A 20,552-nucleotide genomic window follows, 5' to 3' on the forward strand; every position below is an offset into this window, starting at 1 on the left:
GTTGCAATGATTCAGCTCAGTTGAAGAAATGGCGCAGGGCTTTCGCTGTGGCCTCGGGCAGTTCTTCTGGAATGAAATGCCCTGCAGGCATCGCGTGGCCAGAGACTTCGCCGCTGCACTGGGCAACCCACAGCGCCAGCGGATCAAACAGCCGGTGCACCACGCCGCGCTCGCCCCACAGCACCAGCATGTCGCAGGCCACCTTGGCGTGGCGGGCGCGGCTGTCCCTGTCGTGCTCCAGGTCAATGCCGCCGCTGGCGCGGTAGTCTTCGCAGGCCGAGTGCAGTGCCTCGGCGTTGCAGAAGCATCGCTCGTACTCGGCCAGCGCCTGCGGCTCGATGTAGCTCAGTCCGGCACTGCCCCAGCCGCCGAGCTTGGCGTGAAGGTAGGCGCGCGCGGTCTCGGGATGGTTGGCACCCATCATGATCTCCGGCAGCGGCGCCGGCTGCAGCATGTGAAACCAGTGGTAGTAGGCCTGCGCAAAAGCCATGTAGGGTTCGGTCATGCCTCGGCCTTCGTACATGTCCAGCGTGGGGGCGATGTCGATCACGCACAGTTTCTGCACGCGTGTGGGGTGGTCCAGCGCCAGCCGGTGCGCGACCCGCCCGCCACGGTCGTGGGCGCCGAGAAAGAAGGTGCTCACACCCAGCGCGTCCATCACGCTCACCATGTCATGCGCCATGTTGCGCTTGCTGTAGTTGCTGTGGTCGGGCAGCCCGGCGGTCTTGGAAGAATCGCCGTAGCCGCGCAGGTCGGGCATGACCAGAAAATAGTGCGGCGCCAGCTGCTTTGCCACGCGGTGCCACATCACGTGCGACTGAGGGAAGCCGTGCAACAGCAGCAGGGGCGGGCGCAGCGGCTCACCCAGAACAGTTCGGGAGACCCGTGCGTTGATGGTGGTGCCATTGACCTCGAAGCTGCGCTGATCGAAACCGTCAAACCATGTCATGGATGCTCTCCCCGGGTTGAGGCTCAACGTCGGCGTTGGGCCAGGTATTTCTGCAAGTTCGCTGCCGCCTGCCCCCGGACCTTGCCGCGCAGCCAGGGTGTCCAGCCCAGCAGCAGGCCGGGCAGGCCCAGTGCCTGGCGGCTCCAGGCCCAGAAATCAAAGCGGTCGCGGTGGCGGTAAATCAGACCTTGGTCGTTGAACTCGAACTGCGCGTCGATGCGGTTGTGCACCAGTCGGCCGGTGGCGCTGAAGCGGTACCACGCCTGCCAGTGTGCCTTGCCCGTGCGCTCGTCGGATTCGATGCCGTCAAAGCTGAGTTTCCACGCGTCCATGCCGCGGGCTTTGGTGGCGTCGCACAGCATGTGCCACATGCCTGTCACCTGCTCGTGGCCGCGCAGCGAGAACGCCTCGTCGTCGAATACCGCATCCGGGGCGTAGCAGGCGGCCATGGTGTCGGCGTCCAGCCGGGCAAACGCGGTGTAGAAGGTTTCCAGTGTGGTCTTGTTTGGAGGCATGGCGAATTCTTCTTCAGCAGTGCAACCATGGACTCTAGACGGAGAGGTGCAGCGTCAGCATCGCTCAGGCGTCAGGGTTCTGTCCGAGCAGATTCAGAAGGCGCTGCAGCGCGTGATGCACGGTAGCCCTGCGCACCGCTGCGCGGTCACCATCAAACCGCTGCCTCTCGGTCAGGACCTGACCGGGCAGCGAGAAACCGAACCAGACGGTACCCACCGGCTTTTCCACACTGCCGCCAGTCGGGCCGGCCACGCCGGTGACGGCCACGGCGACCTGTGCGCGTGAGCGCGCGACCGCGCCCTGCGCCATGGCGCGGGCAACCGGCTCGCTGACCGCACCGTGCTGGCGGATCAACGCCGCATCAACGCCCAGCAGATCGGTCTTGGCGTCGTTGGAGTACGTCACAAAGCCGCGCTCAAACCAGGTGCTGGAGCCGGCCATATCAGTGCAGGCGGCAGCGATCATCCCTCCGGTGCAGCTTTCGGCCGTGGCCAGCAGGGCCTGACGCTGCAACAGCAGAGCGGCGAGTTGCTCCACTTGGGGCGACACTGGGCTGTTCACCAGAACCTCCACGCGGCAATCACCAGCAGCGTGCAAAACGCCGCCACGAAATCGTCGAACAGAATGCCAAAGCCGCCGCGCCAGCCAAAGCCCTTGAAGGTGGCGTCGGCCCAGGCCACTGGCCCGGGCTTGACCGCGTCAAAAAACCGGAACAGCACAAAGGCCACCACCTGGGCACCGAAACCTGCGGGCATCACCAGCCACAGTACCAGCCAGAAGGCGACCACTTCGTCCCACACGATGCTGCCCGGGTCCAGCACGCCCATGTGGCGGGCGGTCAGTGTGCAGGCCCACCAGCCGACCCCTGTGGACACCGCAATCAATACGCCCATCTCGGCAGGCGACAGCCAGTTCTGCAGCACCAGAAACGAGAGCCAGGCCCACAGCGTGCCAGCCGTTCCAGGCGCCACCGGGCTGAGGCCGGCACCAAAGCCCAGCGCGATGGCGTGCGCGGGGTACGCCAGCATGAAACGGGACGAGGGCTTGAGCGGCGCACCGGGAGGTTGCGCACCGGCAGGAGGGGCGCTGGAGTCGCCAGACAGCGGCGTGGTCATGGGAGTCATCAGAAAGAAGCGGGCAGTGGTGAGGAGCAGGAGCTCTGATTATCGACAGGTCCCGAGGGCTGCTCATGGCCTGCGGACGACTGCCTTCTTACGCGGTTTTGAACCGGCCGGTGCCGGTTGTGCGTCTGCAGCAGCTGCGAACCACGCCGCCCAGTGGTCAATGCAGGCCTTGATCTTGGGCAGGCGGTGCCGCGCGGTGAGCGTGACTGCATGAATCGGGCTGGGCTGCTCGTCGACGAATTCCGGCAGCACCGGCACCAGCAGGCCCTGGCGCACCAGCGGCTCGGCCACCATCGTGGCCAGGCGAGCGATGCCCAGCCCGCTCAATGCCAGCCGTGCCGTGATGCCGGTGTTACCGGAGCGCCACTGCCCTTCGGCGATCACGACGGAGGGTCGCCCCTCCACCACGAACGGCCAGTGGTTGAGTACAGGCACCCCACTGTTGCTGATCAGCCGGTGCTGCCGTAAATCGTCTGGATGCCGCGGCATGCCCTGCGCCTTCAGATAGGCGGGCGTGGCGTACAGCCTGCGGCCCAGCAGCCCGAGCGGGCGCGCAACCACGGTATCGGTGCTCGGCGTACCGGTGCGAATGGCCACGTCGATGCCGTCATGGACCATGTCCACCAGCCGGTCATCGACCTGCAGATCGACGCACAGGTGGGGATGCTTCCGGTACAGGCTGTCCAGACTCGGAATCAGAAGGTACTCCGCGACCACGGTGCTGCAGGCCACGCGCACCCAGCCACTGGCCTGACCGGTCTGGGCCGAGAACTCGCCCTCCAGCTCGTCCAGCGTGCCGATCAGGCGGCGGCAATAGGTTTCCAGCGTCTGGCCTTCAGCGGTCAGGTTCAGGCCATGCGTGCTGCGGTGGACCAGCCGTGCACCACAGGCTTTCTCGATGCGTGACAGCGCACGCGAGATCTGGCTGACCGGGACATCACGCTCCCGCGCGACGGCCGACAGCGAGCCGAGGCTGGCCACGCGGGCAAACAGGTGCATGTCGTCAAAGCTCAGGTCGCGCATGGGGCGATGGTAGCGGTAACCGGTGTTCGCGGCAGGCGCTGTTTTGCAGCCGCAGCAAAACCCAATTGCGGGCCATGCGGTTTCGCCGATGCAGGGCACTGCCTACAGTGATATTCACCAGCAACCGCTGGATGCACCAATGAAAGGACAGGCCATGAACAGGCAACACCAGCTTCTCGAATACCAGCGCATTCACGACGCCGCACGGCGCCGTGCCCATGCGCTTCGCCATCAGGCCATCGTTGATTTCTGGTCGTACGCGGCATGCCAGGCCTTGCGTCTGGTGAATGCCATCAGGCATCCACTGCGCCACACCAACGCGCCAGGCTTCGCAGGAGAGAAACCATGCCAGTGCTGACACTCAAGCTTTCCCCTCCGGCCAGCGCCGAGGTCCATGCACGCCTTGCCGAGGCATTGACGGCGATCACCGCCAGCCTTTTGGGCAAGCGGCCCGAAGTGACGGCAGTGGTGATCGATGCCGTGCCGGCCGACCGCTGGTACATTCATTCGCAGGCGGCGGCGCCGACCGCCTTGCTGGAGATCAGCATCACGGCTGGCACCAACACGCCAGCGGAGAAGGAAACGTTTATCCGTACGGCGTTTGACGAGCTGCAGCTTCAGCTCGGCGGCGGTGTACCGTTGGCAGAAGCGAGCTATGTGGTGGTGCGCGAGCTGCCCGCGTCGGACTGGGGCTATGGTGGCCGCACGCAGCGTGCCCGCAAGCTGGCTACCGGTGGGCCAATGGTGATGGCGAGTCAACCGAAGTGATCGAAGGAGGCGTAGCGCCTGGTCAGAAGCTGACCATCGGCGCCGCGCACTCGCAAGCCCGGTTGCGCCTCGATCGCTCCGATCCGGGTGACCGGTGTGCCGGACTGCCGGGCCGCCTCTGCCACCGCCTCGCGCGCCGACGGTGGTGCGGTGAAGGCCAGCTCGTAGTCGTCGCCGCCGGCCAGCACGTACTCCTGCAGCGTGTCGGACAGCAGCAGTTCGCTGGACCACTCCGGATGGCGTGTGACCGCCATGAGGCCCGCCACAAGCGGCGCCTCGACAGAGGCTCCGACCTTCGACAAGCGCAGCACGTGGCCCAGGTCGCCCAGCAGGCCGTCACTGACATCAATGGCAGCAGACGCCACACCGCGCAGCGCCTGGCCCAGAGCAACCCGTGGCGTGGGTTGCTCCAGCCGATTCCGCGCGTCCGAAAGCAGTGCCGGTGGCAGGGCGATGCGGCCGCGCAGCGCCTCCAGCGCCAGCCGGGCGTCACCCAGTGTGCCGCTGACGTAAATGTCATCGCCAGCCCGCGCGCCCGAGCGCAGCAGTGCCTGGCTGCGGCCAGCCACCACCGGCACCTCGCCGAATACCGTGATGCAGATGTTCAGCGGGCCCTGCGTGGTGTCGCCACCGACCAGTTCGCAGCCATGGGCATCGGCCAATTCCAACAGGCCGCGCGAGAACGAAGCAAGCCAGTCCTCATCAACACGCGGCAGTGACAGCGCGAGCGTGAAGGCCAGTGGCTTCGCGCCACATGCGGCCAGGTCGCTGAGGTTCACCGCCAGCGCCTTGTGGCCCAGCGTGAAGGGATCGACATCCGGAAAAAAATGCCGGCCTTCGACCAGCATATCGCTGGAGATGGCCAGCTGCGTTCCTGGCGCAGGTTGCAGCAGCGCGCAGTCGTCGCCCACACCCAGCGCGGCCTTCGGCGAGGGGCGTGTGAAGTAGCGTGCAATCAGGTCAAACTCACCCATGCGACAAGCATACAGGCAGCTTCATCGAAAGCCGTATCGGCGGTTGACCCATGGCTCCAGTCTGGGTCAGTCCTTATCAAGCCTGATGGTGCGTGATGCCGCCGCGAAAGCGGTCTGCGGCCTGGCGGATGACTTCGGCCAGCAGTTGCTCTTCGCCCTGGCGCTCGCGCAGCCAGCGGGCGTCGTTGTCGGCCCGGTCCACGCTGGTGCGCAGCATGTGCAGCGCGGCACTGGCGCCCACGCTGTTGGCGTGGCGGTCGATCTGGCTCATGGTCATCAGGATGTGCTCGCGCAGCGGCATGTGCTGGCCAGTTGCCGGGTCTACATACACCGCATCGAGGCCAAAGCGGCAGGCCTGGAAGCGGTTGTAGGTGTAGACGAGGTAGTCGTCTTCGGTCGGCATGAAGGGCTGCTCGTTCATGAACCACGACGCCAGCGACTGCACATAGCCCGCCAGTGCCGTGGCCCGCTCCACGGTCAACGGCGTGTCGAACACGCGAATTTCGATGGTGCCGAACTCTGGCTTGGGGCGGATGTCCCAGTAGAAGTCCTTCATGCTTTTGACCACGCCGGTGCGCGTCATCTTGTCGAAGTAGACCGTGAAGTCGTCCCAGGTCAGCGCGAACGGCGCACGCCCGGAAAGCGGGAAGGCAAATACCGAGTTCAGGCGGGCCGAGTCAAATGCGGTGTCCTGTCCCTGCACGTAGGGTGATGACGCCGACAGCGCAATGAAGTGCGGGATGTAGCGAGACATGCGGTGCAGCGTCAGCAGGGCGGTGTCTGCGTCGGGGCAGCCCACGTGGACGTGCTGGCCAAAAATCGTGAACTGCTTGGAGAGGTAGCCATACAGCTCCGACAGTTCGCGAAAGCGCGGCTTGTCGTAAATGCGGCGCTCATGCCACTGCTGGAACGGGTGCGTGCCGCCACCGACCACCGCAATGTTGAGCTTGTCGGCGCTCTTGACCAGCGCATCGCGAATCTGCGAGAGCTGCCCCAGCACTTCGGAAGACGATTGGCAGACGCCGGTGGACACCTCGATCATGCTGGAGGTCATCTCCGGCACAACCGAGCCTGGCAGCGGAATTTTCTTCATCAGGCGCAGCATGTCCTCGGCGTACGGCGCGAGGTCGTAGTCGTGCGTGTTGACCAGCTGCAGCTCCAGCTCGACGCCCAGCGACAGTGCAGCAGACTTCTGAAAAGGTTCAAGACTCATGCGCGACTCCAGTCCGGGGTGCGGGTGTGGTGGCCGATGGCACAGCTGGTGCCACCGCCGGTGCGGGGGTGCGGGACAGCCACACCCAGGGCTTGGAACTTTCACCGGCCCGGTAAATGGCCAGCGTGGCCAGCACGGCGCCGAGCAGTTCCATCAAGAGAATGGCGGGCAAGGCCACACCAGCGATCTGCCGGCCCACAACGCTGGGGGCCGATGCGACGAACTGCGATACCAGCAACAACGCCACCGATGACATCGGCGTCATCGCACACCCGACCCACAAGGCCTGCGTCCAGCTGGCACCCGTGCCTACGTTGCCAATGGCCACGCCGCCAATCTTGGCGACGAAGCGCGCCAGCACCAGCACGATCACCAGGCCCACCACGGGCAGGCTCCAGTCGGCCTGTGCGGCCACCACCGACACCAGCACAAACATCAGCATGGTCAGCATGGACGAGGCGGTACCCATCTGACGCGGCCACGACCACGGCCTCGGGTTCAGCTGCTTGAGCAGCATGCCACCCAAAAGGGCAGCCAGCGGGGCCGATCCACCAAAGTGGGCGGCCAGGGCCGCGCCAGCGGCAATCATGGCCAGCAGCAGGATGGCGGTGTTCTCGCTGGTCGGGCTCATCACGCGCAGCGCGGTGCGTAGCGTGAGGGCGAGCACGGCACCGACCACCACCGACAGCCCGAGGACCACCAGCACCGGATAAAGCGTGCTGGTCAGTCCGGATTCACCACGCGGCATCATGCCGGCGCGCGCACTGCACAGCGTCAGTGCATACAGCGTGCTGAGCGTGGACAGCACCAGTGCCCGGTCGGTCACCGGGCCTGCGGCGCGGGTGTCGATCGCCACACGCGCCAGCACCGCAGGCGAGGCAGCCATGGCCAGCAGCGCCAGGGACTCCGACACCACCTCACGCACGCCCATGAAGCGAAGCGCAGCATAGACCAGCACCAGGGTCAAGACCGATTCCGTCAGGCTTTGCACCAGCACCATGGGGTTGTGCCGGAACCAGCGCAGCGGAATGCGACCACCGGCCTCAAAGAGCACCACGGCCACCGCAAGCTCGAGCAGGAAGAGGCCGGTGCCCTGCAAGGGCCAGGCCGCTCCCGTGAAGCCGGCGAGGCCGGCAACGCCGCCTACCAGGGAATAGCCGACCACCTTGGGCAGGCCGCTGTAGCGATTGAAGAGGTGACCCGCCGCTGCGGCAACGGCCAGCAGGATGGACCATTGAACCGTCGGCAAGCCTGCGGAAGGCTTGATCCATTCGGCCCAGATGGCCAGGATTTCATTCATGGGCGATCTCCATGTCAGCGGGCCGCAGGGGGCCTGCTCTGATTGAGGTCGTGGCACTCCGGCGCGAGCGGCGGGCAGTCAGAAGACTGTCACCAAGCCTGTAGAGGCCTGTGCGCTGGAGGCTGTCAGCGAAAAGAACAATGTTTCAAGAATTTACAGCCCTGAGACAAAACAGGCTGTAGGACAAGGCCGACGATGCCGCCTCTGGCTGCACCATCTGCGTGCAGGTATCACTTTAATCTCAATCAGGCACAAAGAAGCTGCGCGGCCGCTGGCGCCAGCGGGCCCAGATGGCGCTGCGAATCAGTGCGCGATCCACGCCGCTCACGTTGTGTGCCTGCAGCGCCAAACGAAACGCAAGGTAAAAACTCACACCAAGATTGAGGGCGCCAATCAGGGGGATGGACGCGATGCACCACCAGATCAGACTGTGCCGGAAGGCCTCCAGCCCGAGCGACGCTGCCGCTGCGGCCAGCTGTCCGGTGGAGAGCGTGACATGGCGCGCCTCCAGCTCCAGCCCGAAGAAACCGGTGATGGGCGGAATCAGGCCGAGCATGAAGCCCAGCGCGATGTTGGACGCAAAGCCGGAGATGTTGCGGCGCATGAAGCGGGCCCAGCGATCCGCGCGAGCGGCGCCCAGTACCGAGGTGAAGCGCGGGTTGTGCCGCAAGGCTGAATCAAGACGGTGCAGCACAAACCAGTTTTCAGTCCAGCCCGCAATCAGGCTGGCGGCAAAAAGAATGCAGCCGGTGAATCCGGCCCACAGCAGCGTGGGGCCCAGCAAGGTCAGTGTGCCCAGCACGTACTGGGCTTCCTTGGCGCTGATCATCGGTCTGCCCAGAAGCAGCACGATCAACACGTTCACCAGCAGCACCGCCGGAATGACCATGAATACATTGCCGAACACCGCTGCGACCTGCGAACGCACCAGGTGGGTGACCTCGTCAACGAACGACTCCACGGTGTTCGGGCTGTCGGTGGCGCCCAGGTCCTTGAGCTTCGCTGCCATCGCCGGCGCCGTCATGGCCGGCTGCTTGGTGGCGAGCGTGAAATGCAGCAGCTGTATCACGATGAAGCTGGTGGCGTAAAACAGACCGGCCCAGAAGCCGCTCCAGAAGGCCGACAGGCCCACCGCGACCACGGCAAACTTCAGCAGCGTGGTCAGCGCCGTGATCGCACCACCGCCCATGGCCTTGCCGAGCATCTCGCGGTATTCATGGCGATTGCGGGTGATGTAGGTCTCGCCAGCTTCGGCACTGCGCTCGGCCATCTTGGCCGACAGCAGCGTGGAGTTGGCGCTGATCAGCGCGCCCACGCTTTTGCCTTCCTGCGCAGTGATGACGCGCCGCGCCAGCAGCTTGATGGCTGCGGCCGCCGGATTTGGCGAGGTCAGGCTGTCGAGCAGCTCGCGCACCCGCAGCATGCGCTCGCGCAGCTGGCGCAACCGGAACACCATGCCCACCGAAATGCCGTTGTCTTCCAGGTGCGCATAGATGCTGTTGACCGCCTGGCGACAGGCGTCCAGCCGTTCCCGGTACTGGGCCAGAGCCGCGTTGAGCAGCACCTCGTCGCGCTCGGTGCGAAAGAAAGCGTTGCGCAGCCCGTCCACGTCGCTGGGCAGCGCATGGAAAGCTCGGGCATGCGGAGAGTCACGGTTCATGCGCAGCCGGAGCTCAGGCGCAAAGCCGGTGGCGCGGATCTGCGCGGTGCAGTAGGTCAGCGCGTCCATCAGGCTGTACTGCCATTGCAGGGTGTCGCGTGCCTGATCTGCAGACAGCAGCGCGGCCAGCTGGCTGGCTTGGGCATCGCTGATGGCCGACAGCCATTGGGCGTCAAAGCGGGTTGGGGCCACCAGCGGAAACAGTTCGGCAGCGTCGGTGGTCTCTGGCGTGCCGGGCAGCAGCTTGCGGCGCAGGCGCTCGGCCAGCTCGCTGACGAACGCTGTCCTGGGAGCGAAGCCGAAATCGGCCAGCAGGGTGGTGATGTCCACCGTGCGCACCAGCGTTTGCCACCACGCCTGCAGTCGCGCATGCAACTCGGGCTGCGCGGCCACGGCGTCCATCAGGGCCTGAAGCCGGGCGGCTGCAGCCGGTGCCGAAGTGGCGTCACCGCGAATCCACTTGAAAGCCTGTATCAGCCAGACGTGCCGTGCCGGGATGTCCGCCTCCGGGTCCAGTGCCTTGAGCAGTTCAGCCAGGTCTTTCATGCCGTTCGTGGGGTGCAGGTCGTGAACACAGGATGCGGGTGAGGATGTGGCAAGGCGCGTCAGTGCAGAACGCGGCCGGAGGCACTGCCGCCGGTTTGTGCTTCCAGCACGAACATCGCGATCGGAACTTCAAAGCGGGCGCCGTCCTCGGCCACGCAGAAGTAGCTGCCGTGCATGGTGCCGGTGGGTGTGCGCAGCCGCGATCCACTGGTGTACTGAAAGGACTCGCCAGGTTTGAGCAAGGGCTGGTGCCCGACCACGCCCAGCCCTTTGACTTCTTCGGTGTGGCCGTTGGCATCGCTGATGACCCAGTGCCGTGAAATCAGCTGGGCCGCCACATCGCCGGTGTTGGTCAGCGTGACGGTGTAGGCAAAGCCATAGATGTTCTCGTCCGGCGCCGACTGGTCGGGCAGGTACTGGGGGACGACATCGCATGAAAACTGGTATTTGGACATGGCGGAAGAAAACGTTGGCCTGCATGTTAACCGTGTGGAATCGGCGCCCGGCGACACTCGGTCACAGTCTGGTGACGATAGGCGCGCTTGCTGCCACAATCGTGCCATGAGTCAAAAAACCGCGCCCGTGTACCGTATCGCCCCCTCCATTTTGTCTGCCGATTTCGCCCGTCTTGGCGATGAACTCAAGGCGGTGATTGCCGCCGGTGCCGACTGGATCCATTTTGACGTGATGGACAACCATTACGTGCCCAACCTGACCTTCGGCCCGATGATCTGCCAGGCGCTCAAGCCCCATGCGAAGAAAGCCGATGGCACCGCGGTTCCGATCGACGTGCACCTGATGGTGCAGCCGGTCGATGCGCTGGCTGCCGCCTTTGTCGATGCGGGCGCTGACCTGATCAGCTTTCACCCCGACGCTTCGGGTCATGTACACCGCAGCATCCAGGCCATCAAGTCCAAGGGCTGCAAGGCCGGTCTGGTGTTCAACCCGGCAGCGCCCATGGGCGTGCTCGACTGGGTGATTGACGACATCGACCTGATTCTCATCATGAGCGTCAACCCCGGCTTTGGCGGTCAGAGCTTCATCGATTCGGCCCTGCGCAAGATCGAGCAGGCCAGGGCCCGCATCGACGCATCGGGCAAGGACATCCGGCTCGAAGTGGACGGTGGTATCAAGACCGACAACATCGCACGTGTGGCCGCTGCGGGCGCCGATACCTTTGTGGCCGGCAGTGCCATTTTTGGCAAACCGGATTACAAGGCGGTGGTCGACGCCATGCGTTCGGCTCTGGCGGGCTGAGCCGGGTACCGTCAGCCGCTCGACCCCTCACCGGACCTGACCTTGAACCCGCCATCCGTCAGCGCAGCGATCCGGCCGCGCATCTTGCTGATCGAGGATTCCGACGACATCCGGTTCTTTCTGACCAGCCTGCTCGCGGATGCGCACGAGGTCATGGCCGCCGCCTCGGGCCAGCAGGGCCTGGAGATGGCGCTGTCCACCGAGCGGCCTGACCTGATCCTGCTCGACGTCGTGATGCCCGACATGAATGGCTACGAGGTGATGGAAAAGCTGCGTCATCAGGCCCGCAGCGCAGACATTCCGGTGATCTTCCTCACCGCGCTGAGCAGTGTGGAAGAAGAGCAGCGCGGTCTGGACATGGGCGCCACCGACTACATCTTCAAACCCATCAGCCCGCCCATCCTGCTGGCCCGTGTGAAGCTGCATCTGGAGCGCAGCGCCAATGCGCAGCGGCTCAAGGCGCTGTCCGAGCAGCTGTCGCGCTACCTGGCGCCGCAGGTGTACCAGTCGCTGTTTGACGGATCGAGGCAGGCCGAAATCCAGACCCAGCGCAAGCGCCTGACGGTGTTCTTTTCAGACATCAAGAACTTCACCGCCTCCACCGCCCAGTGGCAGCCCGAGGAAGTGACCCTCCTGCTCAACAGCTACCTGGAAGAAATGTCGCTGGTGGCGGCGGATTTTGGCGGCACGCTGGACAAATTCATTGGCGATGCCATCGTCATTTTCTTCGGCGATCCTCACACCCTTGGCCCGCGCGAAGACGCCCTGCAGTGCGTGCGCATGGCAGTGGCCATGCAGCAGCGGCTTAAGGAGCTGCAGGTGCGCTGGCGTGCGATGGGTATTCACAAGATTTTCGAGATTCGCATCGGCATCAACTCCGGCTACTGCGACGTGGGCAACTTCGGCAGCAAGCTGCGCATGGACTACACCATCATCGGGCGCGAGGTGAATCTCGCCGCGCGCCTGGAGCAGGCCGCCGAGCCCGGCGAAATACTGATCTCGGCGGAAACCCACGCACTGGTCCGGGACGACATCGAATCCGACCCACGGCCGCCGGTGGTGGCCAAAGGATTTGCGGAACCAATCACCGTGCATGCCGTGCGGCAGCCACGCCTTACCGCTGGCGCGCCCGACGTCATCCGCTGCAACCGGCCGGGCCTGCGACTGGACATGGATGTGGGCCAGCTGACCGGGATGGCACGCACGGAAGCGGCGGCCGATCTGCGCGCAGCGCTCGCCCGGCTGGAAGCTACGCCCGGTGCGGTCGCAGGGCTGACCCCGGTAGCGGTTCCGGTCGCCGCGCAGGCAAGCCCACAGCCAGCCCCTCATCCAACCACGCCGGATCTGGCCGATCAGCTGCTGGCCGCACCGATTGCCGGACTGGACATTGCACTGGGTCTGACCCGCGCCATGGGCATGAAGGCGCTGTACGCCTCCATGCTCCAGCGTTACCGCGATGGCCGACGCCAGTCGGCCCGGCAGATACGTGATGCGATTGCAGCCGGCGACCTGGCCGGCGCCGAAGGCCTGGCCCACTCGCTTCGAGGGATGTCCGCCCAGATTGGTGCCACCGCCGTGGCTGAGGGTGCAACGGCACTGGAACACGGGATTTCCGCCAAGGCGCCCGTTGACCAGCTGATGGCGCTGCTCGATCAGATGGAGCCCGCGCTGAGCAGTCTGCTGGCAGCGCTGGATGCCGCGTTCGAGCGGGCGCACCGGCCGAACTGATCCCGTGCTGGCACAGGGATCAGGCGCGTATTCGGGTGACCGCCGATACGTTAAGCTTCGGGGAGGCGGTGGGCACCAGCCGACCATTCCAGCCGCCCCCTCCAGCACAGGAGCTGAGCCTTGCAGTACAACGACATCTACACAGTGACCTCCAAGGGGAGGGAAGAGCTGCGCGGCGCCGTGACGACCCTCTCGTCGGAAGAGCTGGACCTGCTGGTACGGATCGACGGCAAGCTGGCGCTCAGCCAGATTCAGCTGGGCATGCACGAATCCACCATTGCCGGGTTTGACCTGGTGCTGGCATCGCTGATCCGGCGGGGACTGATCGAGCAGGCCGAGCCCGACCCGTTTGCCGATTCGCTGCAGATGCATGTCAGCCAGTTCGCATTGATGGAAGACGACTCCGAGGCAGAGGCCTGCGCTGCCTCGCTGGCCAGCAACAACTATTACGTGCGCATCGCCCGCACCCGCCCGCCAGTTCGCCGGCTGGCGCCCGGGGAGAAGTACTCGGCCATCCTGGTGGACGACGAAGCGCCCCTGGCCAAGTTCCTCAGCCATTACCTGATTTACGAGGGGTTTGATGTCCGCATCGCCGGCAACCGCGAAGAGGTGGTGGCCGAGTTCCGCAAACCGCCGGTTCCGGATCTGGTCCTGCTCGATGTGGTGTTGCCCGATGCGGACGGTTTTGACATCCTGTCCAAGATTCGCGCCCATCCCCGGCTCAAGGATGTGCCGGTCATCATGCTGACGGGCAAGTCCAGCCGGGAGGCGGTGCTCAAGGGCTTGTCGCGCGGCGCCGACGGCTACATCACCAAGCCAGTCGAAACCGATTCACTCCTGCAAGCGGTGCGGACCGTGATGGGTCTTCATTAGCCCCGCCGGTCGTCAGCGGCCAGCCTTGCATCCCCCGATCATCAGGCTCACGGTGACTCCACAACAATGGCTGTATCCCTGTCAGCGAAAAATGCTGTCATGAAGGCGATTTCCCGCATCTCCACCCGCGTCATGCTGGCGCTGGGGCTGGCCCTCTTGGTCATCAGCGTCACCATTTCCTATTTGACGATTGGCACGCTGGTCGAGGATGCGCGCGAAGAGGCGAAAAACCAGGAAGGCACCATCGTGCTTGAGCGGGTGGTCGCCCAGTTCAGGTTCACCGAGGCCTTGCTGCGGCGCTATGTGCTGACGGCGCAGCCGGGGGACCTTGTGGCCTACCAGAAGTCGCGCGACCTGCTGGCCAACCAGCTCACGGCGCTCATCGGCAAGGACGTGTTGCCGACCCAGAGCCAGGACGACATCCGCCCGCTGCGTGACCTGATTGCGCAGCGCGTCCAGTCCATGGACCTGACGGCACAGGCGCGCGGTGAGCAGGGGCTGGAAGCCGCTGCCGCCAGGGCGGGCAGCCCGGTGAACCGGCAGCTTGACGACGAGATTGACAAGCTCTTTGGCCAGATCAAGAACGCCAGCAGCCAGTCGATCGCCAAATCCAAGGTCGATACCGAGCGCTCCTCGGAAATGGCCAAGCGGCTGATTCTGGTCAGTGGTCTGCTGTCGCTGCTGACATTCTGGTGGGCCATCAGCCGGCTGGAACGCGCACAGCGCCGGCAGAGTCTGGTGGAGGCCCAACTCACCGACAGCGAGGCCATGAGCCGCGCCATCACCGACAGCATGGCGGAGGGGCTGGTTACAGCCTCTGCCGATGGCGTGGTGGTGAGCGCCAACACGGCGGTGCGGCACATGTTCGGGTACCGCGCCGATGAACTGCTGGGCCAGAAGGTCACGCTCTTGCTGCCAGAGCGTTACCGCATGGGCTTCGAGGCGTTTTTCTCCACGCTGCCCAAGCGCGAGGTGGGTTTCCGCGAGTGGGACACCAAGACGCTCGCGCTTCGCCGCGATGGTGTGGAGTTTCCGGTCAGTGTGTCTTTCGGTGATGTCAATGTCGGCGGGCGGCGCCTGTTCACGGCCATCATCCACGACATCACCGAAAGCCAGCGCATCACCGAGGCCCTGCGCAACAGCGAGGAACAGCTGCGCCAGCTGACCGACACCGTGCCCGCACTGATTGCCTACGTGGATGCCGAGCAGCGTTTCCAGTTCCACAACAAGGCCTACCAGGAAGTGCTGGGCCGCACGCAGGCGCAGATCGAGGGCCGTTACATGGCCGATGTGCTGGGCCCCGAGCTGTACGCCGTGGTCGAGCCGCATGTGCGCGAGGTACTGTCCGGTTATTCGGTGCGCTACGAGCGCCGTCAGATGACCGCCTCAGGCGAGTGGCGCGAATACGTGATGAACTATTTTCCGCGCTATGGCGAGGACGCGGCCGAAGACCAGGTGATCGGGTTCTTCGCGCTCGGCAACGACGTGACAGAACTCAAGCGGATCGACCGCATGAAGAGCGAATTCGTCTCGACAGTCAGCCACGAATTGCGCACGCCGCTGACCTCCATTCGCGGCTCGCTCGGTCTGGTGATGGGCGGTGTGGCCGGTCAGTTGCCCGACAAGGCCAGGGCGCTGGTGGATATTGCACGGACCAATTGCGAGCGGCTGATTCGCCTCATCAACGACATCCTTGACAGCGAAAAAATCGAATCCGGCAAGGTGACTTTTGACCTGCTCCCGCTGGACATGCAGGAGTTGCTGGAGCAGGCCATTTCGGCCAACGAAGGCTTTGCCATGCAGCACAACGTTAAGGTCGCCCTGAAGGCCGAGAAGTTTGCCGTGATGGTGTACGCCGACAGCGACCGCTTGGTGCAGGTGGTGACCAACCTGCTGTCCAACGCGATCAAGTTCTCGCCCGTCAATGAGACCGTGACGGTCCGGCTGCGCTGGAAAGCGGGCATTGCACGGGTTGAGGTGACTGACAAGGGGCCGGGCATTCCGGAAGAATTCCGCCAGCGCATCTTCCAGAAGTTTTCACAGGCCGACTCGTCAGACACGCGCCAGAAGGGCGGCACCGGCCTGGGGCTCAGCATCTCCCGCGCCATCGTGGAGCGCATGGAGGGCACCATGGGCTTCACCACAGAAATCGGTGTGGGCACCACGTTCTACTTCGAATTGCCCGAATGGCGCGAGGCGCCGGCGGTCAGTGCGCCCATGAGTCTTTTCGGTGGCGAGCGGCCGCGCATCCTGATCTGCGAGGACGACCAGGACGTGGCCAAACTGCTCGCCCTGATGCTGGATGGTGACGGCTTTGACGCCGACATTGCCCACAGCCCGGCTCAGGCGCGCGAGTACCTCCAGATGACCGCCTATGCGGCCATGACCATGGACATCAAGCTGCCGTCGCAAAACGGGCTGGATTTCCTGCGCGAGCTGCGCAGCAGCCCCAAGACGCGGCAGCTGCCGGTGGTGGTGTTGTCGGTGACGGCGGCCGAAGCGCGGATGCAGCCGCAATACCAGTCGCTGGACGTCACCGACTGGCTCGACAAGCCCATCAACGAGGCCATGCTGCGCAAAACTATCCGGCGCGCTGTTGCAAAATCGCGCGCGGCCTGACGCGTTTGGCCTTTTCTTCCGTTCTCACTCTGAATTGCAGATGCCACTGACCCTGACTGCGCTGGACCGTGCGGCCTTCGATGCCGTGATCATTGACCTCGACGGCACGCTCATCGACACCATGGGCGACTTTGTTGCAGCCATCAACCGCATGATTGCCGCGCTCACGCCCGCCGGGCAGTCGCCTTTTCTGATGGATGCGCCTACCGTCAACACCATGGTAGGCAAGGGCTCCGAGCACCTGATCCGCTCGGTGATGGCGCACCTTCAGCGCTGTGGTGTCCGGGACTTCACCGATTACGACGCGGCCTTTGCCAGCTACCAGCAGCACTATGCGGTGGTCAACGGCCGTCACGCCGAGGTGTACCCGGGCGTGCAGCATGGACTGCAGCAGATGCAGGCGGCGGGCCTGCGCCTGCTGTGCCTGACCAACAAGCCGCAGGGCTTTGCCCGCGAGCTGCTGGCGTTGAAAGGTCTCGACAGGTTTTTCAGCCAGGTGTTCGGCGGCGACTCGTTCGAGCGCAAGAAGCCCGACCCGCTGCCCCTGTTCAAGTCCTGTGAATTTCTCGGCTCTGCGCCGGCACGCACGCTGATGGTGGGCGATTCCAGCAACGATGCGCAGGCAGCCAGGGCCGCTGGCTGCCCGGTGGTGCTGGTCACCTATGGCTACAACCACGGCCAGCCGGTGAAGGCCATCGATGCCGATGGCTTTGTCGATTCACTGGCCGAGTTGCGCTGGAAGGCCGTGGCCTGAGGGGTTGGCCGCTCCGGGTGCCCGAGCGGTCAGGCGGGTTTGCCGAGCAGGGCGTCCTTGAGCTTCCAGTCGGCGGGCTGTGGACCCACCCAGATGCGCATCAGGGCGTTGAAGAACTCGACCTCTTTGAACGGCTCGCCCTGTGGCTTGCCCTTGACGGTGATCACTGCGCCCGTCCCCGGAATCCAGTCGATGGTGAAGTTCTCGCCGGGCAGCAGCTTTTTCTGGTCAGCGAAGATCTGTCCCATCCGCACCAGGCCCGGAATCATCTTGGCCATCTCGGACTTCGGCGAGTTTTCTTCAAAGGCCTTGGTGAACCCCTTGCCCAGTTCGTTGGAGTCGATCTCGCGCAGCAGCGTGATGCTGATGCGCTTGGGGCCTGGCGCCGCGTACAACTCTTCAGGCGTGGCGATTTTTTTGCCTGTGTAAAGTGCCGCGACGTAGACCTTGAACACCGCCTTGTAGCGGATGCCTGCGCCGTTGAGCTGCAGCTTGCTGCCCTGCAGTTCAACCGGGTCGGCGATTTTGACGCCCGAGATGTCGACAGGTGCCGCCCAGGCGCCCATGCACAGAAGCAGGCCGGTCAGGCTGGCCAGGCCACGTTGAATGATGGTCATGAAAATGTCTCCAGAATCGTTGAAATAGAACGACCGTTCGTTTTGTGCTGTTATTGTGGCGGGGAGTCACGTGGCGCCGCTACAGGGTTTGCGATGTCAGGGTTTAGTACGCCAGCTCTAGCCCGGTGGGGAGCCGTCGGTGCAGCGAAACAGGGCGCCCTCGGGCGCGCGCCGGCCAGTTCCAGTGGTTTGATACACTTTGCAGCTCATGTTCATCCATCGCATCTTTCGAACAGGTTGTGCAGACCGGGGAGCCTGGCCTTGGCGTACCTGTCATTCCTCGCGCGCCTGAGGCGTCTGCGGGTGGGCTGCCATGCCTTTCCCCGCGCATCGTCCGCAGGACCTGCGACACCCCCCTTCCTAATTTGATGCGCTTTTGCAGCCTGCAAAAGCACCTCCGGCCCCCGTCCCGGGAGCCAGCCGAATGACCCGCGGCACGCCTCAGCCCCATGAGTGCGCGGCCCCCGCATGAAGGATTGACCGTGATCTCAGAACTTGAATTCAAAAGCCTGGCCAGCCAGGGCTTCAACCGCATTCCGCTGATGGCCGAGGCCTTCGCCGACCTCGAAACCCCGCTGTCGCTCTACCTCAAACTGGCCAATGCCAAAGACGGCGGGCGTTTCAGCTTTCTGCTGGAGTCGGTGGTGGGCGGCGAGCGCTTTGGCCGCTACAGCTTCATCGGCTTGCCAGCGCGCACGCTGGTACGTTCCTCTGGTTTTGGCGCCGATGTGCTGACCGAGGTGGTGACCGACGGCCGGGTGGTCGAGACTTCGCGCATCAATCCGCTGGACTTCATCAGCGAATACCAGAAGCGTTTCAAGGTCGCGTTGCGCCCGGGGCTGCCACGCTTTTGTGGTGGACTGGCCGGTTACTTCGGCTATGACACCGTGCGCTACATCGAGAAAAAGCTCGAAGCCTCCTGTCCGCCAGACACACTGGGCTGCCCCGACATCCTGCTGCTGCAGTGCGAGGAGCTGGCGGTCATTGACAACCTTTCGGGCAAGCTTTACCTCATCGTCTACGCCGACTCGGCCCTGCCGGAAGCTTTTGCCAACGCGAAAAAGCGCCTGCGTGAACTGAAGGAACAGCTCAAATATTCAGTGAGCGCGCCAGTCGTGAAGCCATCACAGTCGCACCCAGCTGAGCGTGACTTTGCCAAGGCCGACTACCTGGCCGCCGTGGAGCGCGCCAAGCGCCTGATCGAGGCGGGCGACTTCATGCAGGTGCAGGTCGGCCAGCGCATCAAAAAGCGCTACACCGAGTCGCCGCTGAGCCTGTACCGCGCCCTGCGCGCGCTCAATCCCTCGCCCTATATGTATTACTACCACTTCGGGGATTTCCATGTGGTTGGGGCCTCGCCAGAGATTCTGGTACGGCAGGAGAAAGTCGGCGAGGAGCAGAAGATCACGATTCGACCGCTCGCCGGTACACGTCCCCGCGCGTCATCACCCGAGGCCGACAAGGCCGTCGAACAGGAACTGGTGAACGACCCGAAAGAGCGCGCCGAGCATGTGATGCTGATTGACCTGGCCCGCAATGACATTGGCCGTATTGCGAAGATCGGCTCCGTGAAGGTGACCGAGGCTTTCGCGGTGGAACGCTACAGCCACGTCATGCACATCGTGAGCAATGTCGAGGGCACCTTGCTGGATGGCATGTCAAGCATGGACGTGCTGAAGGCCACCTTCCCCGCCGGCACGCTGACGGGCGCGCCCAAGGTGCATGCGATGGAACTGATCGATCAGCTTGAACCCACCAAGCGCGGCCTGTATGGCGGCGCCTGTGGCTATCTCAGTTACGCCGGTGACATGGATGTGGCGATAGCGATCCGCACCGGCATCATCAAGGACCAGACCCTGTATGTGCAGGCGGCTGCGGGTGTGGTGGCCGACTCGGTGGCCGAACTGGAGTGGAAGGAAACCGAGGCCAAGGCGCGGGCGCTGCTGCGCGCCAGCGAGCTGGTCGAGGAAGGACTGGAGTGAACGCCATGAAAAAAACCAGGCTCCTGATGATCGACAACTACGACAGCTTCACCTACAACATCGTCCAGTATTTCGGTGAGCTGGGTGCAGATGTTGAGGTGTTCCGCAACGATGAGATCACCGTGGCAGAGATTGCCGCGCGCGCACCGGACTTGCTGGTGGTGTCGCCCGGCCCGTGTTCGCCCGCCGAAGCCGGAATCTCTGTCGCTGCGATCCGGCATTTCGCCGGCAAGCTGCCCATCCTTGGTGTTTGCCTGGGCCATCAGGCCATAGGCGCCGCCTTTGGTGGCAACATCGTGCGGGCGCAGCAGCTGATGCACGGCAAGACCAGCGTGATCACCACCACGCAGCAAGGCGTGTTCGCCAACCTGCCAGAGCAGTTTGTGGTGAACCGCTACCACTCGCTGGCAATCGAGAAATCATCCTGCCCCGATGAACTGGCTGTCACGGCGTGGACCGACGACGGCGAGATCATGGGCGTGCGCCACAAGACGCTGCCCATTCAGGGCGTGCAGTTCCATCCGGAATCCATCCTCACCGAGCATGGCCACGCCATGCTGAAGAACTTTCTGGAGCAGAAATGATGCCCCCACGCTTGTCACTTTGTGTATTGCGCTGCCCCCCGAGGGGGCTGTCGCTCCTTGGGGCG

Annotated in this window: 20 protein-coding genes; 8 read left to right on the top strand and 12 right to left on the bottom strand. The window is 64.2% G+C overall.

Features of this window, described 5'->3' with window-relative positions:
- Positions 1–16: 16 nt before the first annotated feature.
- The 6 genes from AAG793_RS12690 to AAG793_RS12715 form a co-directional block, all read right to left on the bottom strand.
- On the bottom strand, positions 17–949 hold the full coding sequence (locus AAG793_RS12690; RefSeq protein ID WP_341908651.1) for an alpha/beta hydrolase: 933 nt from the start codon (positions 947–949) through the stop codon (positions 17–19).
- A gap of 23 nt (positions 950–972) precedes the next feature.
- Positions 973–1,464 carry a nuclear transport factor 2 family protein gene (locus AAG793_RS12695; protein WP_341908652.1) on the bottom strand — a complete coding sequence of 164 codons (492 nt, stop codon included), beginning with the start codon at positions 1,462–1,464 and terminating at the stop codon, positions 973–975.
- Between the two features lie 64 nt (positions 1,465–1,528).
- Positions 1,529–2,026, bottom strand: coding sequence for a nicotinamide-nucleotide amidohydrolase family protein (locus tag AAG793_RS12700; protein ID WP_341908653.1), 498 nt, complete (start codon positions 2,024–2,026; stop codon positions 1,529–1,531).
- Positions 2,023–2,580, bottom strand: a complete 558-nt coding sequence (locus AAG793_RS12705) for a phosphatidylglycerophosphatase A (RefSeq protein ID WP_341908654.1) — start codon at positions 2,578–2,580, stop codon at positions 2,023–2,025. The genes AAG793_RS12700 and AAG793_RS12705 overlap by 4 nt, the downstream gene beginning before the upstream one ends.
- 72 nt (positions 2,581–2,652) lie before the next feature.
- Positions 2,653–3,612 carry a LysR family transcriptional regulator gene (locus AAG793_RS12710; protein WP_341908655.1) on the bottom strand — a complete coding sequence of 320 codons (960 nt, stop codon included), beginning with the start codon at positions 3,610–3,612 and terminating at the stop codon, positions 2,653–2,655.
- Entirely contained in the window at positions 3,593–3,973 is a 381-nt protein-coding gene (locus tag AAG793_RS12715; protein ID WP_341908656.1) for a hypothetical protein, read from the bottom strand. The genes AAG793_RS12710 and AAG793_RS12715 overlap by 20 nt, the downstream gene beginning before the upstream one ends.
- On the opposite strand from AAG793_RS12715, the gene AAG793_RS12720 reads away from it, so the two are divergent.
- The gene (locus tag AAG793_RS12720) at positions 3,958–4,380 is read left to right on the top strand and encodes a tautomerase family protein (protein WP_341908657.1); all 423 of its coding nucleotides are present in this window, start codon (positions 3,958–3,960) and stop codon (positions 4,378–4,380) included. The two genes, AAG793_RS12715 and AAG793_RS12720, sit on opposite strands and share 16 nt — an antisense overlap.
- Here the strand turns inward: AAG793_RS12720 and thiL are convergent.
- The 5 genes from thiL to apaG form a co-directional block, all read right to left on the bottom strand.
- Complete coding sequence (thiL, locus tag AAG793_RS12725) at positions 4,368–5,354, bottom strand: thiamine-phosphate kinase (protein ID WP_341908658.1); 987 nt, start codon at positions 5,352–5,354, stop codon at positions 4,368–4,370. The genes AAG793_RS12720 and thiL overlap by 13 nt on opposite strands.
- A 76-nt stretch (positions 5,355–5,430) precedes the next feature.
- Complete coding sequence (locus tag AAG793_RS12730) at positions 5,431–6,567, bottom strand: YbdK family carboxylate-amine ligase (protein ID WP_341908659.1); 1,137 nt, start codon at positions 6,565–6,567, stop codon at positions 5,431–5,433.
- On the bottom strand, positions 6,557–7,867 hold the full coding sequence (locus AAG793_RS12735) for a cation:proton antiporter (protein WP_341908660.1): 1,311 nt from the start codon (positions 7,865–7,867) through the stop codon (positions 6,557–6,559). The genes AAG793_RS12730 and AAG793_RS12735 overlap by 11 nt, the downstream gene beginning before the upstream one ends.
- Before the next feature lie 241 nt (positions 7,868–8,108).
- Positions 8,109–10,073, bottom strand: coding sequence for a site-specific recombinase (locus AAG793_RS12740; protein WP_341908661.1), 1,965 nt, complete (start codon positions 10,071–10,073; stop codon positions 8,109–8,111).
- A gap of 59 nt (positions 10,074–10,132) precedes the next feature.
- Positions 10,133–10,528, bottom strand: coding sequence for a Co2+/Mg2+ efflux protein ApaG (gene apaG, locus AAG793_RS12745; RefSeq protein WP_341908662.1), 396 nt, complete (start codon positions 10,526–10,528; stop codon positions 10,133–10,135).
- 106 nt (positions 10,529–10,634) lie between these two features.
- On the opposite strand from apaG, the gene rpe reads away from it, so the two are divergent.
- The 5 genes from rpe to gph all read left to right on the top strand — a co-directional run bounded on the left by rpe (position 10,635) and on the right by gph (position 17,304).
- Positions 10,635–11,330 carry a ribulose-phosphate 3-epimerase gene (rpe, locus tag AAG793_RS12750; protein WP_341908663.1) on the top strand — a complete coding sequence of 232 codons (696 nt, stop codon included), beginning with the start codon at positions 10,635–10,637 and terminating at the stop codon, positions 11,328–11,330.
- A 42-nt stretch (positions 11,331–11,372) separates the two neighbouring features.
- Positions 11,373–13,058, top strand: a complete 1,686-nt coding sequence (locus AAG793_RS12755) for an adenylate/guanylate cyclase domain-containing protein (RefSeq protein WP_341908664.1) — start codon at positions 11,373–11,375, stop codon at positions 13,056–13,058.
- A 120-nt stretch (positions 13,059–13,178) separates the two neighbouring features.
- A complete protein-coding gene (locus AAG793_RS12760) occupies positions 13,179–13,931 on the top strand; it encodes a response regulator (protein WP_341908665.1) in 753 nt (250 codons plus the stop codon).
- 99 nt (positions 13,932–14,030) lie between these two features.
- Positions 14,031–16,550 (top strand): PAS domain S-box protein, encoded by a 2,520-nt coding sequence (locus AAG793_RS12765; RefSeq protein ID WP_341908666.1) that lies wholly within the window; start codon positions 14,031–14,033, stop codon positions 16,548–16,550.
- A 40-nt stretch (positions 16,551–16,590) separates the two neighbouring features.
- Complete coding sequence (gph, locus tag AAG793_RS12770) at positions 16,591–17,304, top strand: phosphoglycolate phosphatase (RefSeq protein WP_341908667.1); 714 nt, start codon at positions 16,591–16,593, stop codon at positions 17,302–17,304.
- A gap of 29 nt (positions 17,305–17,333) precedes the next feature.
- Here the strand turns inward: gph and AAG793_RS12775 are convergent, their stop codons facing one another.
- Positions 17,334–17,921 (bottom strand): chalcone isomerase family protein, encoded by a 588-nt coding sequence (locus AAG793_RS12775; protein ID WP_341908668.1) that lies wholly within the window; start codon positions 17,919–17,921, stop codon positions 17,334–17,336.
- A gap of 482 nt (positions 17,922–18,403) precedes the next feature.
- Between AAG793_RS12775 and trpE the strand changes: the two genes are divergently transcribed.
- Together trpE and AAG793_RS12785 are read left to right on the top strand one after the other, a co-directional pair.
- Positions 18,404–19,903 (top strand): anthranilate synthase component I, encoded by a 1,500-nt coding sequence (gene trpE / locus AAG793_RS12780; RefSeq protein ID WP_341908669.1) that lies wholly within the window; start codon positions 18,404–18,406, stop codon positions 19,901–19,903.
- A 5-nt stretch (positions 19,904–19,908) separates the two neighbouring features.
- Complete coding sequence (locus tag AAG793_RS12785) at positions 19,909–20,487, top strand: aminodeoxychorismate/anthranilate synthase component II (protein ID WP_341908670.1); 579 nt, start codon at positions 19,909–19,911, stop codon at positions 20,485–20,487.
- Positions 20,488–20,552: the final 65 nt, after the last annotated feature.

The sequence above is a fragment of the Polaromonas sp. YR568 genome (genome assembly GCF_943372955.1).
In the GTDB taxonomy this organism is placed as follows: Bacteria; Pseudomonadota; Gammaproteobacteria; order Burkholderiales; family Burkholderiaceae_C; genus Polaromonas.